This window comes from Nakamurella lactea DSM 19367 (genome assembly GCF_000426645.1).
GTDB classification, from domain to species: Bacteria; Actinomycetota; Actinomycetes; order Mycobacteriales; family Nakamurellaceae; genus Nakamurella; species Nakamurella lactea.
This window is the reverse complement of sequence record NZ_AUFT01000007.1, coordinates 343098-357713: the sequence shown is the minus strand read 5'-3', so window position 1 is coordinate 357713 and position 14616 is coordinate 343098. Positions and strand designations below refer to the sequence as shown.

The following is a 14616-nucleotide window of genomic DNA, read 5'->3' as shown; positions in this document are numbered from 1 at the left end:
TCGAGCGCGTCCTCAGGCCCGCTGGTATTCCAGGATTCGAGCGGCCGGCGCCGTGTCGATCGACACCTTCAGCCCGTCATTCATCAGCTCGCTACCGAGCAGGACCTGGGTGTCACCGGAGTCGCGATCCGTCACGGCGTACCGCTGCTTCTCGGTCAACCCTCGCAGTAGAAGCGTGGCACTCGACTCCTGGCTGTCCGCCCGGCGGAAGACCTGCACGACACCGGCGAAGGCATCCCGCTGACCGAACTGCCAGCCGACCCAGATGTCGTCTCCCGAACCGCCTGGCGTCAGCGGGAAGAAGTTGCCGTAGAAGTGCCCGGAGATCGCCTTCCATTCCGCGGCGGTCTGATTGAGGGTGTCCCAGGGGGCATCGGCCTGACGAACGTCCAACGCGTGGTGCAGCGACGGGCCGTAGGCACTGCGGGAGTCGTACAGGTCGGTGGGGCTGCCGGTCACCCTGACCACGCCGCCGTGCAGCGGCACCCAGCTGGACAGTGCGTGAAGGTGCGACTGGTTCCCGACGGCGTGCCGCACCAGATCGCTGCGCAGCAGATTGACGGCAAGTCCGAGCGTCTCGATGTCCAATCGCTTGCCGCCGCTGGCGCAGGTGTCGATCACCAGGCCCGGCTTTCGCTCCTGCAGTGCTCGCCAGTAGGCCAGATGTCCTGTCACGTACCGTATCTGCACCATCCCGCGGCGACCGAACGTGTCGTTCTCGCGCCAGTACTGCAGCGGGCCGATGTTGAAGTCCTCCCGGTAGACGTCGATGCCGTCGTGCTCGATCATGTCGCCGACGGTCTGCGTCATCCACTGCTGCGCCTCGGCGTTGCCGAAATCCAGCAGGTGCACGTCGTCGTTGCCCTCGATCGGCAACAACCACTCCGGATGATGCTGGTGCACCCAGGTGCCCTTGCGGACCCGTTCCGGTTCGAACCAGACGATGCTGCGCATACCGAGTTCGTGCGCCCGGTCCAGGATCGGCTTGAGCCCGTCCGGGTAGCGATTCGGGTCCGGATACCAGGTCCCCGGCCAGTTCCAGTCCTCGGACGCGCCCTCGGGAACCGCGTACCAACCGGCATCGATCCACCAATGGTCGTGGGCGCCGCCGGTCCCCGGGGTGGCGCCGTGCTCGCCGTAGGCGTTGAGCCAGGTGAGCTCGTCCGCTGCGGTGTCCCACTGCCCGTCGAAGTAGTCGTTGGACTGGGTCGGGCACAGCGGCGGCACCGGGACGCCACCGGTGCGCGGCATGTGGTGGTCGACAAACCAGGCACGCCAGGCATTCTGACCGTCGTGATGGTCGGCTCCGCTCCATGGCAGCAGCACGATCTGCGGGGTGCGGATCTCCTCACCCGGCTGCAGCCACAGCTCGGTCAGCTCGGCCTGCTGGATGCGGTCGCCGTCCTGTAGCTGATCCACCTGGGCCATGCCGGCGCGGATCCGGACCTCGGTGCCCGACCGCTCCGCCTGCAGCGCCCACTGCCCTGGCCAACCGACGGCCGCGATCAGCCCCTCGCCACCGGCATCGAAGTTGAAGTACGGCCAACCGTTGCGGACCCAGCTGGACGAGCCGACGGGCTGCATGCCGTAGACGATGCGCGCGTCGTCGTCGTTGATCACCTCGGCCTCGGCGCCAGGACGGCCGACGGTGAACGCGTCGATGTTGACGTTGTTGCCGATACCGGCCGGATTCCGGTCCGCCCTGGACTGGATCATGATGGTGTGCTCGCCGTCCGGCAGGTCTGCCCTGGTGAACAGTTCCTGCTGCTTGAGCCAGGACGTTCCGTACTGGTCCACCACCGCGGCCTGCTCACCGTCGATGAACACGTCGGCCATTCCACAGTCGATGTTGCGCACGCCGATCCAGGTGATCGAGGTGCCGGTGAAGGTCAGGGTCGCGGTGCCGCCGGCGATCACCGTCGAATGCTGGTCGGAGTTGATGTACCCGGGTGCGTCACCGCCGCTGAAGTAGCGCCACGGGCTGCTCTCGCCGGCGACGATGCCGTCGCTGGGCCGCCCGGCCGAGTTGGAGAACAGCCAGCACTTCCCGTCGGTGAGCTCCAACTCGAAGGGCGCGAAGTCGACGACCCGCGCGTCGCTACCGTTGTTGCTGCGAATGAGCAGCTGCTCCGTCGACCGTCGCTGGGTCGAGAGGTCCAGTGCCAGCACATCACCGATGAGCCGAGTGCCGATCTTCGAGGTGTTCCGGAAGTACACGATCCAGCTGACGGCGCCGGAGCTGGTGAACCGCTTGGCGTCCAGGACTGCCGCCAGGCCGGTGACCGGGTCGGTCCAGGTGTGTCGCTCGATTCGGCCGCCCGAGAACCGACCACCCGAACTCCGGTGCCGCCACTTCGGCAGCAGCTTGCTGGACGCCACGCCCCCGTAGGTGAACGAGAACGGCGGGTGCTTGTCGAAGTCGGGTACCGACCAGGTGGGGGGAGTGCGCTTCGGCCCGATGGCCCCTGCAGAATTGAACGGGTGCTGCGCCATGCGACCACTGGTTCCTTACGCAGAATCGAGCGCGCCCGGCTGGCGACCGCCCTGTCGACTACTCATTGTTTACAATTAGCATGATTGACGGTCGGCGTCTACGCCTCCGGGACTTCAGGTCGCGGCCAACTGGATTTGCACCCTTTCGGCGGATCGGCACTATCGCTGAGCGTGTCCGACCGCGCCCGATGGGCGGTCCGGTCTCGTCAGCCCAGGGGTGGGGCCACCAGCTCCATCGTCGAAGTGCTTGGGCTGCCGACCATCTGAGCACCCGGCCGGGTGAGATCCTCGGCCCCGAGGTGCTGATAGCGGCCGGGCGTGGTGCCGAGCAGCCCGGTGAAGGCGGCGATGAAACTGCTGGGGTTGCTCCAGCCGCAGGAGTGCGCGACCGAGGTGATGTCGTGGCCGTCGGCCAGCAGGGCGAGCGCATGGGCCAGCCGCAGCTGGGTGCGCCACTGGTAGAAGGTCATGCCGAGCTCGCGCTGCAACAGTCGGCTCAGGGTGCGGGCGCTGGCGCCGCCGGTTCGGCCGAGTTCGGCCAACGAGCTGTTGTCGGCCGGGTCGTCCTGCAATCGCCGGGCGATGCTACGCAGCCGGTCGTCCACCGGTTCCGGGATCTGCAGCGGTTGCTCCCGGGCGTCGTGCAGTTCGTCGAGCAGCACGCGTCGCAACCGGCCCAGCCGGCCGCGATCCTCGACGTCCGGGCCGGCGTAGCTGCGCGGCCCGGTGAGGGTGAGCAGGAGTTCACGGGCGAGGTTCTCGGCCAGCAGCACCACCGGATGGTCCGGCAGCCGGTCGTTGTCGGCGTGCGGAAGGAACAGGATGCGCATGTCGGTGGCACTGTGCGCCCGATGGAAATGCGAGACACCGGCCGGAACCCAGGCGACCCGGTTGGTCGGTACGACCGAGGTGCCCCGCTCGGTGTGCACGGACAGGACGCCGCGGGCGGCATAGACGAGATGGCCGCGCGAGTGGGTATGTGGGGCAACGGTTTGGCCGGCGGACCAGTGGTGCCGACCGCCGGTGGCCCACAGGATCGGCGGCTCGGTGGCCGGTGGCGCGGCAGGTTGGCGGCCAACGGGCATAACCTGGCAGCGTACCGGTGGACAGCCAGGCCCGCGCGGGCGAACCCTGGTCCCATGGAGATGACGAGCAGCACGCAGACCTTTGTCCTGGTGCCCGGTGCGTGGCACGGAGCGTGGACCTGGGACGGCATCGTCGACCGACTGCAGGCAGCCGGCCACCGGGCGATCGCCGTCACCCTGGACGGGCTGGAGACCGAGCCGACGGTGGACGGCGCCTCCGCGAACCTGGATACCCATATCGTCCGGGTGCTCGCCGCGCTGGACGCGGGCGGCCCGGGCCCGATCACGCTGTGTGGCCACAGTTATGCCGGTTTCGTGATTGCCGGTGCGGCCGACCGGTCGGCACGGCCGGTCCATCGGCTGGTCTACTGCGACGCGTTCGTGCCGGCGGACGGCGACTCCTGGTGGGAACGCGCCAACGAGTACTACCGGGAGCGGGTCATTGCCGGCGCCCGGGCCGACGGACGCACCGCGGCGCCGCGGGTCGGAGCAGATCCACGAACCCGCCCGCACCCCATGCCGTCTTTCCTGCAACGGCTTCGGCTCGGCGATGGCATCGACCGCGTCCGCCGGCGCACCCTGATCTACGCGTCCGGGTGGGCGTCGACGACACCGCTGCGCGGCCAGTACGAGCGACTCCGCAGCGACCCGACCTGGGAGGTGCACGAGCTGGCCGTCGGTCACGAGGTGATGAACGAGGCGCCGGATGAGCTCTTCGCGATCCTGACCGATGGCGTGGACGCCCGACCCGATCGGGCCTCAACTTCCGCATTCTCGCAGGTCGACCTGCGACGATCGACAAGTTGAGGCCGGATCGGGTCGCTCAGCCCGATTGCCTCAGCCGGGTCAGTACCTCGTCGATGTCCACCACGTCCGCGGACTTGAGATCCAGGTCGGTCAGGTTCGCCCGATGGATCCCCTCGCTCCGATCGCCGCAGGCCTCGGCCACCACCATCGGCCGGAATCCCAGCGCAATCGCGTCGGTCGCGGTGGCCCGCACACAACCCGAGGTGGACACGCCGCACAGCACCAGCGTGTCCACCCCCATCGCCACCAGGCTGGCGGCCAGCGACGTCCCCGCGAAGGCGGACGCGTACTGCTTGGTGATCACCAGCTCTCCCGCCCTGGGCGCCACCGCCGGCAGCGTCTCGTGCCAGTCGGTGCCGGCCCCGTCACAGAACAGCCGCAGCGCCGGGACCTTGCGGATGAACAGCCCGCCGTCGACCCCGTCCGCCCGATACCGCACCGTGGTGTGCACCACCGGTATGCCGGCACCCCGCGCGGCGCCGAGCAACTCCGCGCAGCGGTCGACGACGTCCGGCCGGCCCAAGTAGAACGGCGCCTCCGGGGCGAAGTAGGCGCGCACCATATCGATCACCAGCAGGGCAGGCGCCGAGCCCCAACCGAGCCGGTGACCGAACGGCCCGTCGCCGGGCCGCGCAGCGTCACCGGACAGCGCAGGGTCGCCGGGCCGCGCAGGGTCACCGGACAGCGCAGCGTCGCGGGGCCGCGCAGGGTCACCGGACGGCGCAGGGTCACCGGACGGCGCAGGGTCACCGGACGGCGCGGTGGGCCCGGACATCTACAGCGCCGGCTGCGGCGCCTTGGGCGCCGGGAGGCCGGTCTCCTGCTCGCAGCGATCCAGAATCTCCTGCAGCGGCGGGCCCATGTTGAACACCGGCAGCTCGGCGGGACGCTCGGCGCCAATGGCCGCCCGCAGCTCGGCGGTCGCCGCGGCGTCGACCTCTCCGGCTTCGCTGCAGACCACGCCATAACGGCGCGCCCCGTCGGTGGTGACCAGTCCGCGGAGCACCTCGAGTCCCACCAACTCCGGGTCCCGCGCGATCGGGTCGCCCCAGCCGCCGCCACCCCAGGTGTCGAAGTGAAGCAGGTCGCCGGCGGCGACCGGAACGTTGTGACACTTGCTGGGCAGCACGGTCTTCGAGCCGTCGGCGTGCTCGATCCATTTGCGCCCGCGGGCGCCGGGTTCACCTCCATTGACGCCCCACGGGTAGGTCAGCCAGCGGTCGTCGTGGATGGCGATGGTCCCCGGCTCCAGGAAGCGGTAGGCGACGTCGACGCCGTTGCCACCGCGGTGCAGGCCGGCGCCACCGGTGTCGGCGATGGTCTCCCAGCGCTCGATCCGCATCGGGTAGTACGACTCCAGGTATTCGCAGGGGATGTTCATGAAGCTCGGCCACAGCGAATACCCGTCCGGCCCGTCTCCGATCGGCCGGCCCGGGATGCCTCCGAAACCGAGCGAGTACAGCTGGAACCACTCGCCCTTGCGGTCGCCGCTGGTGTAGTGCCCGGAGAACATGAAGTGCGGGGATGACGAGAATCCCGCCGCATTCAGCAGGCTGGGGTTGGTCTGCCCGAGCAACCCGCCGAACAGGTCGAACAGCCTGCCCAGTCCGTGGTTTCGGGCATTCAGAGCCGCGGGGAACCTCGGCTTCCAGTACGAGTCCTCGGGGATCGTCACGTCCACCAGCGGGTAGTAGCCGTCATTCCACAGGATCTGCGGATCCGCCACCGTGATCATGTAGATGCCGAAGAACATCCGCAGCAGGTTCTCGTTGATGAAGTAGTTGACCGGCCCGACCGCCTGCGGCGACGACCCGGTTAGATCGATGTGCACCTTGTCGCCGTGCCGGGTCAGCGACATCTTCAACTCGTACGGGCCGTACCCGACGCCGTCGTCGCAGACGTAGTCGGTGAACGAGATCGTCTCGCCGTCGGTGAAGACCGCCGCCAGCAGAATCTTCATCGCCTGATAGTTGCGGTCCAGCAGCGAGTCCAGCGTGCTGAGGTAGGTGTCGACCCCGAATCGTTCGCACATCTCGTTGACCCGTCGACCTGCCGTCCGGCAGGCGGCGACCAGTCCGTTGAGGTCTGCCCGGTTCCACAGTGGCATGCGGACCTGATTCAGGATGATGCGCAGCGCCGTCTCGTCCAGCCGGCCCTGGTCGTAGAGCTTGAACGGCGGGATCACCACGCCCTCTTCGTAGATGGTGCGCGCGTCGGTCGGCATGGAGCTCGGCGTCTTTCCGCCGACGTCGGTCATGTGCCCGAACATGCTCGCCCAGCCGACCAGCCGCCCGTCGTGATAGATCGGCATCACGACCAGCCAGTCGTTGGCGTGGCTGATCGCCGCACCGCAGGAGTACGGGTCGGAGGTCAAAAGGACGTCGCCTTCGCGGATCTCGCCGTCGAAGTTGGCCAGGAAGTCCGGCACCGACAGTCCGAACTGGCCGACGATCATCTTGCCGTCGGGGGTGCCGATCAGCGGGAACTCGTCGTGCTGTTCGCGGATCCCTGGCGAGAGCGCCGTCCGGAAGAGCACCTCGTCCATCTCATAGCGCGCGTTGCGCAGACCGTTCTCGATCAGGTCGACGGTCACCGGGTCGACCTCCACGTGCCGGCTCTCGTGGGCCGCTTCGATGATGGTTGCCATGTTCGTCAGACCTCCGTTGGGCGGATCATCAGGCTGCCCGAGGGGTGAACGGTCGCCGCGTAGCCGGGCAGAACCAGCGCGGTGGAGTCCATCTCGGTCACGACGGCCGGACCGGGGATCACGTCGCCGGCACGTAGCTTCAGCCGGTCGTAGACCCTGGCTTCCACCCGTTCCCGGTCGGCCACGATCTGCGTCGTGCGCAGCAGCGCGGCCGCCGGATCACCGTCGCCGGAGGCCAAGGTGGTGGTGGCAACGCCCGGTCGTGGCCCGACGACGGCGGCCCGCGCGTTGACGATCTCGTGGTCGGTGTCCAGGGTGAACGAGAACAGTCGCTGGTGTTCGGCGTCGAACGCCGCCGTCACCTTCGACAGCAGTGAGTCCGACGCCCCGTTCAACCAGCCCGGATCGACCGCTACCGGGACCTCGAACCCCTGGCCGTGATAGCGGACGTCGAGTTCGTAGTGCACCGTCGGGCCGGTCACGCCCTGCTCGGCGAGTCGGCGGCCGGCGTCGCCGGCGAGCTCGGTCAGGGTGCCGGCCAGTTCCGCAGCGGTCAGCTCGCCGACCCGGCGCAGCACCGTGCGCGCCGACTCGTCCCTGGCTGACGTGGTGGCATCGCCCAGGGCGCACAGCACCCCGGGAGAGGGCGGGATGATGACCGGCCATGCCCCGGTCAACCGCCCCAATGCGTTGGCGTGCAAGGGCCCCGCTCCGCCGAAGGCGACGAGCGCGAAGTCACGCGGATCGAAGCCCTGCTGGACGCTGACCAGCCGCAGGCCGCCGAGCATGTTCTCGTTGACGATATCGATGATTCCGGCGGCGGCGGCGTCGGTGTCCGGCAGATCCATGGCGTCGGCGACGGTCTGGACCGCGCGTCGGGCGGCGTCGACGTCCAGGGTGATCTCGCCGCCGGCGAGTTCGGTGGGCAGGTAGCCGAGCACCAGGTTGGCGTCGGTGACGGTGGGATCGGTGCCGCCCCTCGCGTAGGCCGCCGGGCCCGGATCCGCGCCGGCGGACTGCGGTCCGACCCGCAAGGCCTTCGTCAGCTCCGGCACGTGCGCGATCGAGCCACCGCCCGCACCCACCGTGCGGACGTCGATCGACGTCGCGCGGACGGCAAGGTCGCCGACCTTCGTCTCCCGGCCGATGCGCGGCTTGAGCCCTTGCACCAGAGCGATATCGGTGGAGGTACCGCCCATGTCGAAGGTGATCAGGTCGGACACTCCGCACTGTTCGGCCACCCAGACCGCGCCGGTCACCCCACCGGCCGGACCGGACATCAGCATGTTGACCGGCGAGTCAGCGGCCGCCTGGGCGTTGGCCGTACCGCCGTCGCTGCGCAGGATCGACAGCTTTCCGTCGATCCCGGCCCCGACCAGTTCCCGGGACAGATTCGAGACGTACCTGGCGACCTGCGGTCGGACGTAGCCGTTGGCCACCGTGGTAATGGTGCGCTCGTACTCCCGCAACTCCGGCGATACCTGCGAGGACAGCGACACCGGCACGCCGGGGAGCAACTCGGCGGCAATGGCCGCGATGCGTTGCTCGTGGGCGCCGTTGGCGAACGCATTGATCAGCGACACCGCCAGCGATTTGATGCCGCGGTCGGCCAGCCGACCGAGCGCCCGGCGGACGTCATCCTCGTCGAGTTCGGTCACCACCGCGCCATCGGTGGCGATCCGTTCGGTCACCTCGACGGTGTTCTCCAGGGCGGCCAGCGGCTCGGGCTTCGGCCAGATGATCCAGCCCGCGAGACCGCCGGGCACGAAGGAGCGGGCGATCTGTAGCACCTGGCGAAATCCGCTGGTGGTCACCAGGCCGACCGTGGTGCCCTTGCCCTCCAGGATCGCGTTGGTGGCAACGGTTGTGCCGTGCAGGACTTCGGTGATGCCGTCCAACGGGGCGCCGGCCCGCTCACAGACCTGGCGGATTCCGGCCAGCACCCCGATCGACTGATCGGCCGGCGTCGAGGACGTTTTCGCCCGCCACGTCTGGCCCGAATCGGCATCGACCAACAGCACGTCGGTGAAGGTGCCACCGACGTCCACTCCGAGTCGATAGCTCATCGCAACCTCCTTGCGGCATTGCCGCGATCGGCGGGCGGTGCTCCGCCCTGTGGGTGGAACTGGTACTCCGGGGTCAGATCACCTTGCGTTCCTTGAGGGCGGACAAGGCGGCCTCGTCGATCCCCAGCAGCCGGCCGTAGACCTCGTCGTTGTGCTCGCCGAGTTCGGGTCCGGTGTGCCGGACCGCGCCCGGTGTCCGGCTCAGCCGCGGAAAGACGTTGGGCATGGCGAGCGAACCGAACTCGGGGTGGGCAACCCGGACGATCGCCTCCCGGGCGGCGAAGTGCGGGTCGGCGAACATCTCCCGTGCGGAGAAGATCCGGCCGGCCGGGACGCCGCCGGTATGCAGCACCGTCAGCAGCGGTTCGGCATCCTGGGTGGCCGTCCACTCGGCGATTAGCCCGTCGAGCTCTTCCATCGAAGCGCCGCGGGCGCCGTGGGTTGCGTACCGCGGGTCCTGCGCCAGCTCCGGTTGGCCCATCACCGCGGCCAACCGGGCGAACACGGTGTCCTGGTTGGCGGCGATCAGCACGAGTTGTCCGTCAGCAGTGGGATACACGTTGCTGGGCGCCACGTTCGGCAGGGTCGCGCCGGTCCGCTCCCGCTGGTAACCGGCGACGTCCCATTCCGGCAGCAGCGACTCCATCATGCCCAGGACCGCCTCGTAGATTGCCGAGTCGACCACCTGTCCGCGCCCGCTGCGCTCCCGCTGGTGCAGCGCCACCATGGTGCCGAGGCACGCGAAGGTGGCGGCCAGTGAATCGCCCAACGAGATGCCCGCCCGCGACGGCGGGCGCTCCGGATCGCCGGTGACGTAACGGATCCCGCCCATCGCCTCGCCGATGGACCCGTAGCCGGCGCGCTCGGCGTACGGGCCGGTCTGGCCGTAGCCGGTGACCCTGGTGATCACCAGCCGCGGGTTGGTCTGCCAGAGCTGCTCGGGCGCCATCCCCCACCGCTCCAGGGTGCCCGGCCGAAAGTTCTCGACCAGCACGTCCGCCCGGTCGATCAACTGCCGCACCAGTTTCTGGCCCTGTTCATCGCGCAGGTTTGCCGTCACCGACCTCTTGTTCCGGGCCACCACCGGCCACCAGAGCGACTTGCCGTACGGCTTCTCCCGGCCCCACTGCCGCATCGGGTCGCCGCGGCCCGGATCCTCCACCTTGATCACGTCGGCGCCGAAGTCGCCCAACAGCTGGCCGCAGAACGGGCCGGCCAGCAGCTGCCCGAGCTCGACGACTCGCAGGTCGCCGAGCGGCAGGGCGTCGTCGGGGGTCGGCTCGGTCATCGGTTCTCGTCCTCGGGTTCGATCAATGGTTCATTTCTGGCGAGCAAGGTGGAGCGGGCATTGCACAGGTGGGCCCGCATCACCGCCTCTGTCCAGTCCGGGTCCCGGGCGCGCAGCGCGGCGACGATCTCCCGGTGGTGCTGCAGGCTGCGCAGCATCGATGCATCGTCATAGATCTCGAAGTTGTGTCGGATGACCGCAGCGTGAATGGCGGTCGCGAGCGCCGCCGCCAGCGCCGGGCGGTGCGCCTGGGCAACCAGCAGGTCGTGGAACCGGCGGTTGAGCAGATGCAGTTCGGCGATGTCCTGACCCTGGCCGGGCAGGCCGATCTTCGCCATCCGCTCGGCCATCTCGTCCAGTGCGACGATCGCGTCCTCGGTGGCGTTGGTGGCGGCCAGCCGCGCCGCGTACGACTCCAGCTGCAACCGGAGTTCGAAGATCTCCGCGAGCTGTTCGGTCGTCCAGACCGCGACCCTGGCTCCCCGGTTCGGTTGTTGGTCCAACAGCCCTTCGGCGCTGAGCCGGCCGATGGCCTCGCGGACCGGCGTGCGGCTGACTCCCAACACCTCGGCCAGTTCGGCCTCCGCAACGTGGTCGCCGGGGGCCAGTGAGCCGTCGAGCATCCGACCACGCAGCACGTCCAGTACGCGGTCGACCGCACGGACCGCTGGCTGTTCTGCTGGCACGGTGACCCTTCCCGATTGGCTGACGGTGGCGAACGGGCGCTGACGGAGACTTCGGGCATCTTCCTCGATTGCATGCAATCTGGCACACGGTTCGCGGATACACAAGGGATGGCCGGCAACGATCTCCGGCTATTGCATGCAATCTCGGCGCGGCGATACATTGAACGGATGGCTGCGCAGACCCGCATCGGGCCGGAGATCGTCGAGGTCTCGCCGCGCGACGGCCTGCAGAACGAGGCCGCGATCCTGTCGACCGAGACAAAACTTCAGCTGATCTCGGCGCTGATCGGCGCCGGCGCCAGACGCATCGAGGCCACCAGCTTCGTGCATCCCCGGCTGGTTCCGCAGATGGCCGACGCCGAACAGGTCGCGGCCGGACTGCCAAGGGCCGACGGCGTCACCTTCAGTGCGCTGGCGTTGAACGATCGGGGCCTGGACCGGGCGCTGGCGGCCGGCATGGACGAGATCAACGTCGTGGTGGTCTGTTCCGAGACGTTCGGCCGGCGCAATCAGAACGCCGGCATCGACGAGATGATCGCGACCGCGCAGCGTGTCGCGGACCGCGCGCACAGCAACGGCGCCCGCATCACGGTGACGCTCGCCGCGGCCTTCGGGTGCCCCTTCGAGGGCGAGGTGCCGGCCGAACGGGTGCTGGCCATTGCCGAACGGGTGGCAGACATCCAGCCGGACGAGCTCGCGATCGCCGACACCATCGGCGTCGGGGTGCCCGCGCAGGTCCGGACGCTGGCCGACGTCGCGACCGCGGCCTGCCCCGGCGTCCCGCTGCGCTGGCACTTCCACAACACCCGCAACACCGGGTACGCCAACGTGCAGGCGGCCGTTGACGCCGGGCCGACGGCGATCGATGCCAGCGTCGGTGGCATCGGCGGCTGCCCGTTCGCGCCGGCAGCGACCGGCAACGTCGCCACCGAGGATGTCGGATACTTGTTACACCGTCAGGGTTTCGACAGCGGCCTGGACCTCGCCGCGCTCACCGACATCTCCCGCTGGGTCGGCGAACAGCTGGGTGCGCCGACGCCCGCCCTGCTCGGCCGGGCCGGGCTGTTCCCGCCGCCGACGGAGTAGTCTTTCGCCGCCGGCGAGTCGTCCACGGTCAGGCGACCAGTGCCGATCCGGGCCTATCACGGCACGGCTCGGCCCGATCGGGCCTCAACTTCTGCATCCGTCCAGGCCAACCTGCGGCGACCGGAAAGTTGAGGCCGGATCGGGTCAACCCCGGGCCGGGAACCACGACTCAGACCCGCAGCGCCACCGACCGCGGGCTCTCGTGCCACAACCGGTCCAGCGCGGTGACCACGTAGGTGTAGTGCTCGCCCGGGTCGGCGGTGGTGTCCAGGTAGCTCTGCCGGCCGCGACCGGTCCGCCGGACCGTCGCCAGCAGGTGTGCGGCGTCGACGAAGTCGGTGGGCACGACCCGGCCGGGCAGCCGCCAGATCGCATAGGAGGTGGCGTCACCGGAGCGCGGGGTCGCCCCCGGCGACACCCAGCCGAGCCGGACCCCGCCGGCTTCCCGGCGCGCGGACGGCGCCACCGGGGGCCGCGGCGCCTTCCCGCCCAGGTGCTCGATCACCGGGACGATCGCCGGACGGGTGTAGTGCTCAGCGACCATGGCTGACGTCGAACCCTGGGCGTCGGCGCGGACGTCCTTAGCACTGAAGAACACGTCACCGTCGACCTGCGGGTAATCCTGGTTGAAGGTGAGATGGGTGGCCAGTTCGTCCGGACCGAACACCCCACTGGTCTCCTTGTAGGTCGCCTGGCCGATGTACAGCGCCACGTCGGTGCCGTCCGCCACGTCCGCCCACCACGGCACCAGCTTGGCGTAGTCGGCCACCGCAAGCCCTACCTGCCAATAGATCTGCGGGTTCAGGTAATCGACCCAGCCCTGCTTCACCCAGCGGCGGGTGTCGGCGTAGATGGCGTTGTACGACTGCGTCCCACCGGTGTCCGAGCCGTCCGGGTGCTCGGCAGACCTGTTGGCCCAGATACCGAACGGGCTGATGCCGAACTTCACCCACGGCTTGGCCCGGCCGACCCGGTCGTGGAACTCGGAGACCAGCCGATTCACGTTGTCCCGCCGCCAGTCCCCGATGTCGTCGAAGCCGTGCCCGTAGGTGGCGAAGGTGTCCTGGTCGGGCAGTGGGGTGCTGCCGGACGGGTACGGATAGAAGTAGTCGTCGAAGTGGGCGCCGTCGATGTCGTAGCGGCTCACCGCGTCGAACATGGCGTCCTGCACGAACTTTCGGACGGCGGGGATCCCGGGGTTGTAGTACAGCTTGCCGCCGTAGGGGAACACCCAGTCCGGGTGCACCCTGGCCGGGTGCGTCGGCACCAGCGAGTTCGGGTCGGTACCCATGGACACCCGGTAGGGGTTGAACCAGGCGTGGTACTCCAGGTTTCGCTGGTGCGCCTCGGCGATCTGGAAGGCCAGCGGGTCGTAGCCGGGATCGGCGCCCTGGGTACCGGTGATCCACTGCGACCACGGCTCGTAGGGGGAGGGCCAGAACGCGTCGGCGGTCGGCCGAACCTGGGAGATGACGGCGTTGAGGTTGAGCTGCTCGGCCAGATCCAGCCAGCCGACGAACTCCGCCTGCTGCTGCTCGATCGTCAGCCCGGTCCGGCTCGGCCAGTCGATGTTGACCACGGAGGCGATCCACATCGCCCGGAACTGCCGCTTCGGCCGATTCGGATCACCGCCGGCGGGCGCGCCGACTTCGGCCGGAGCCGGCAGGGATCCGATGGTGACGGCGAACGCGCCGCCGGCAGCGGCGGCGGCGGTCAAGCCGAGAAAGTGGCGGCGATCCAGTGCAGGGGACATTTTTTCCTCCTGAGCGGCCATTGTTGGTGGATTTCTACGGTCTCACGAGTCGGCCGGTTCTGCCAGCCCCAGTTGGAGGAATGGTGCGCGGGACCGGGTCACGCTTGGTCAAGTCTCCGATTTGCTGTTCAGCGTCGTGTCGTTCGCCGAGGCCGTTCCCTTGCCTATACTCGCCGGGTGATTTCGCTGGCGTTGCCCGATCGTGCCCGCTGGAAGTCGTGGACCGAGGCGATGGCCGAGTTCGACGGCGGCGAATTGCACGGCTTCTCGACGTTCGGGTTCGACGATGAAGACCTGACGCAACACGAGGTCTTCGAACGCTGGCTGCAGCGTGAGATCCGGCAGCGGACGGAGGCCCTGGACGGGTTCGTGCCCGCGACGGTGTGGTGGATCGTCGATGACGTTCGACCGACCGAAGTCCTCGGCTCCATTCACCTGCGGCACGAGTTGAACGATGCACTGCTGGCCGAGGGCGGGCACATCGGTTACGGCGTCCGGCCTTCGGCACGGGGGAACGGGGTCGCGACCGCGGCCCTGCAGCTGTGTCTGGCGGAAGCGGGCCGGCTGGGGATCGGCAAGGCCCTGCTGGTCTGCGACGCCGGCAACGCGATTTCCAGGCGCACCATCGTCGCCGCAGGTGGCGCCCTGGAGAACACCCTCGGCACGAGCGAGCGCTACTGGGTGACGCTTCCGGGAGGGTGATCG

The 14616-nt window shown here is 69.0% G+C and carries 11 protein-coding genes; 3 read left to right on the top strand and 8 right to left on the bottom strand.

Going from position 1 to position 14616, the window contains the following annotated elements; translation table 11 throughout:
* Positions 1 to 12: 12 nt before the first annotated feature.
* On the bottom strand, positions 13 to 2493 hold the full coding sequence (locus tag K340_RS34085; protein WP_051265620.1) for an alpha-galactosidase: 2481 nt from the start codon (positions 2491 to 2493) through the stop codon (positions 13 to 15).
* Between the two features lie 206 nt (positions 2494 to 2699).
* Positions 2700 to 3578: an AraC family transcriptional regulator gene (locus K340_RS28720; protein ID WP_084614214.1), complete on the bottom strand. Its 879-nt coding sequence runs from the start codon at positions 3576 to 3578 to the stop codon at positions 2700 to 2702.
* Between the two features lie 60 nt (positions 3579 to 3638).
* On the opposite strand from K340_RS28720, the gene K340_RS28715 reads away from it, so the two are divergent.
* Complete coding sequence (locus K340_RS28715; protein WP_211229351.1) at positions 3639 to 4385, top strand: alpha/beta fold hydrolase; 747 nt, start codon at positions 3639 to 3641, stop codon at positions 4383 to 4385.
* Between the two features lie 16 nt (positions 4386 to 4401).
* On the opposite strand, the gene K340_RS28710 is transcribed toward K340_RS28715, so the two are convergent.
* From K340_RS28710 to K340_RS0109475, 5 genes are all read right to left on the bottom strand, one after another.
* Positions 4402 to 5160, bottom strand: a complete 759-nt coding sequence (locus tag K340_RS28710) for an isochorismatase family protein (protein ID WP_084614213.1) — start codon at positions 5158 to 5160, stop codon at positions 4402 to 4404.
* Positions 5161 to 7032 (bottom strand): hydantoinase B/oxoprolinase family protein, encoded by a 1872-nt coding sequence (locus K340_RS0109490; protein ID WP_029136553.1) that lies wholly within the window; start codon positions 7030 to 7032, stop codon positions 5161 to 5163.
* A 5-nt stretch (positions 7033 to 7037) separates the two neighbouring features.
* Positions 7038 to 9098: a hydantoinase/oxoprolinase family protein gene (locus K340_RS0109485; protein WP_029136552.1), complete on the bottom strand. Its 2061-nt coding sequence runs from the start codon at positions 9096 to 9098 to the stop codon at positions 7038 to 7040.
* A gap of 73 nt (positions 9099 to 9171) precedes the next feature.
* Positions 9172 to 10386 carry a CaiB/BaiF CoA transferase family protein gene (locus K340_RS0109480; RefSeq protein ID WP_029136551.1) on the bottom strand — a complete coding sequence of 405 codons (1215 nt, stop codon included), beginning with the start codon at positions 10384 to 10386 and terminating at the stop codon, positions 9172 to 9174.
* Positions 10383 to 11072, bottom strand: coding sequence for a GntR family transcriptional regulator (locus K340_RS0109475; protein WP_029136550.1), 690 nt, complete (start codon positions 11070 to 11072; stop codon positions 10383 to 10385). The genes K340_RS0109480 and K340_RS0109475 overlap by 4 nt, the downstream gene beginning before the upstream one ends.
* Positions 11073 to 11240: 168 nt before the next feature.
* Between K340_RS0109475 and K340_RS0109470 the strand changes: the two genes are divergently transcribed.
* On the top strand, positions 11241 to 12158 hold the full coding sequence (locus tag K340_RS0109470; protein ID WP_029136549.1) for a hydroxymethylglutaryl-CoA lyase: 918 nt from the start codon (positions 11241 to 11243) through the stop codon (positions 12156 to 12158).
* Positions 12159 to 12327: 169 nt separating this feature from the next.
* On the opposite strand, the gene K340_RS0109465 is transcribed toward K340_RS0109470, so the two are convergent.
* Entirely contained in the window at positions 12328 to 13911 is a 1584-nt protein-coding gene (locus K340_RS0109465) for a glycoside hydrolase family 10 protein (protein ID WP_029136548.1), read from the bottom strand.
* Between the two features lie 177 nt (positions 13912 to 14088).
* Here K340_RS0109465 and K340_RS28705 point away from each other — a divergent pair, with 177 nt between their 5' ends.
* Positions 14089 to 14613 (top strand): GNAT family N-acetyltransferase, encoded by a 525-nt coding sequence (locus tag K340_RS28705; protein ID WP_037363593.1) that lies wholly within the window; start codon positions 14089 to 14091, stop codon positions 14611 to 14613.
* Positions 14614 to 14616 lie beyond the last annotated feature (3 nt).

Coding starts and splice junctions, on each gene's coding strand:
- K340_RS34085 (WP_051265620.1), bottom strand. CDS start 2,493: ATGGCGCAGCACCCGTTCAATTCTGCAGGGGCCATCGGGCCGAAGCGC.
- K340_RS28715 (WP_211229351.1), top strand. CDS start 3,639: ATGACGAGCAGCACGCAGACCTTTGTCCTGGTGCCCGGTGCGTGGCAC.
- K340_RS0109480 (WP_029136551.1), bottom strand. CDS start 10,386: ATGACCGAGCCGACCCCCGACGACGCCCTGCCGCTCGGCGACCTGCGA.
- K340_RS0109470 (WP_029136549.1), top strand. CDS start 11,241: ATGGCTGCGCAGACCCGCATCGGGCCGGAGATCGTCGAGGTCTCGCCG.
- K340_RS0109465 (WP_029136548.1), bottom strand. CDS start 13,911: ATGTCCCCTGCACTGGATCGCCGCCACTTTCTCGGCTTGACCGCCGCC.
- K340_RS28710 (WP_084614213.1), bottom strand. CDS start 5,160: ATGTCCGGGCCCACCGCGCCGTCCGGTGACCCTGCGCCGTCCGGTGAC.
- K340_RS0109485 (WP_029136552.1), bottom strand. CDS start 9,098: ATGAGCTATCGACTCGGAGTGGACGTCGGTGGCACCTTCACCGACGTG.
- K340_RS28720 (WP_084614214.1), bottom strand. CDS start 3,578: ATGCCCGTTGGCCGCCAACCTGCCGCGCCACCGGCCACCGAGCCGCCG.
- K340_RS0109490 (WP_029136553.1), bottom strand. CDS start 7,032: ATGGCAACCATCATCGAAGCGGCCCACGAGAGCCGGCACGTGGAGGTC.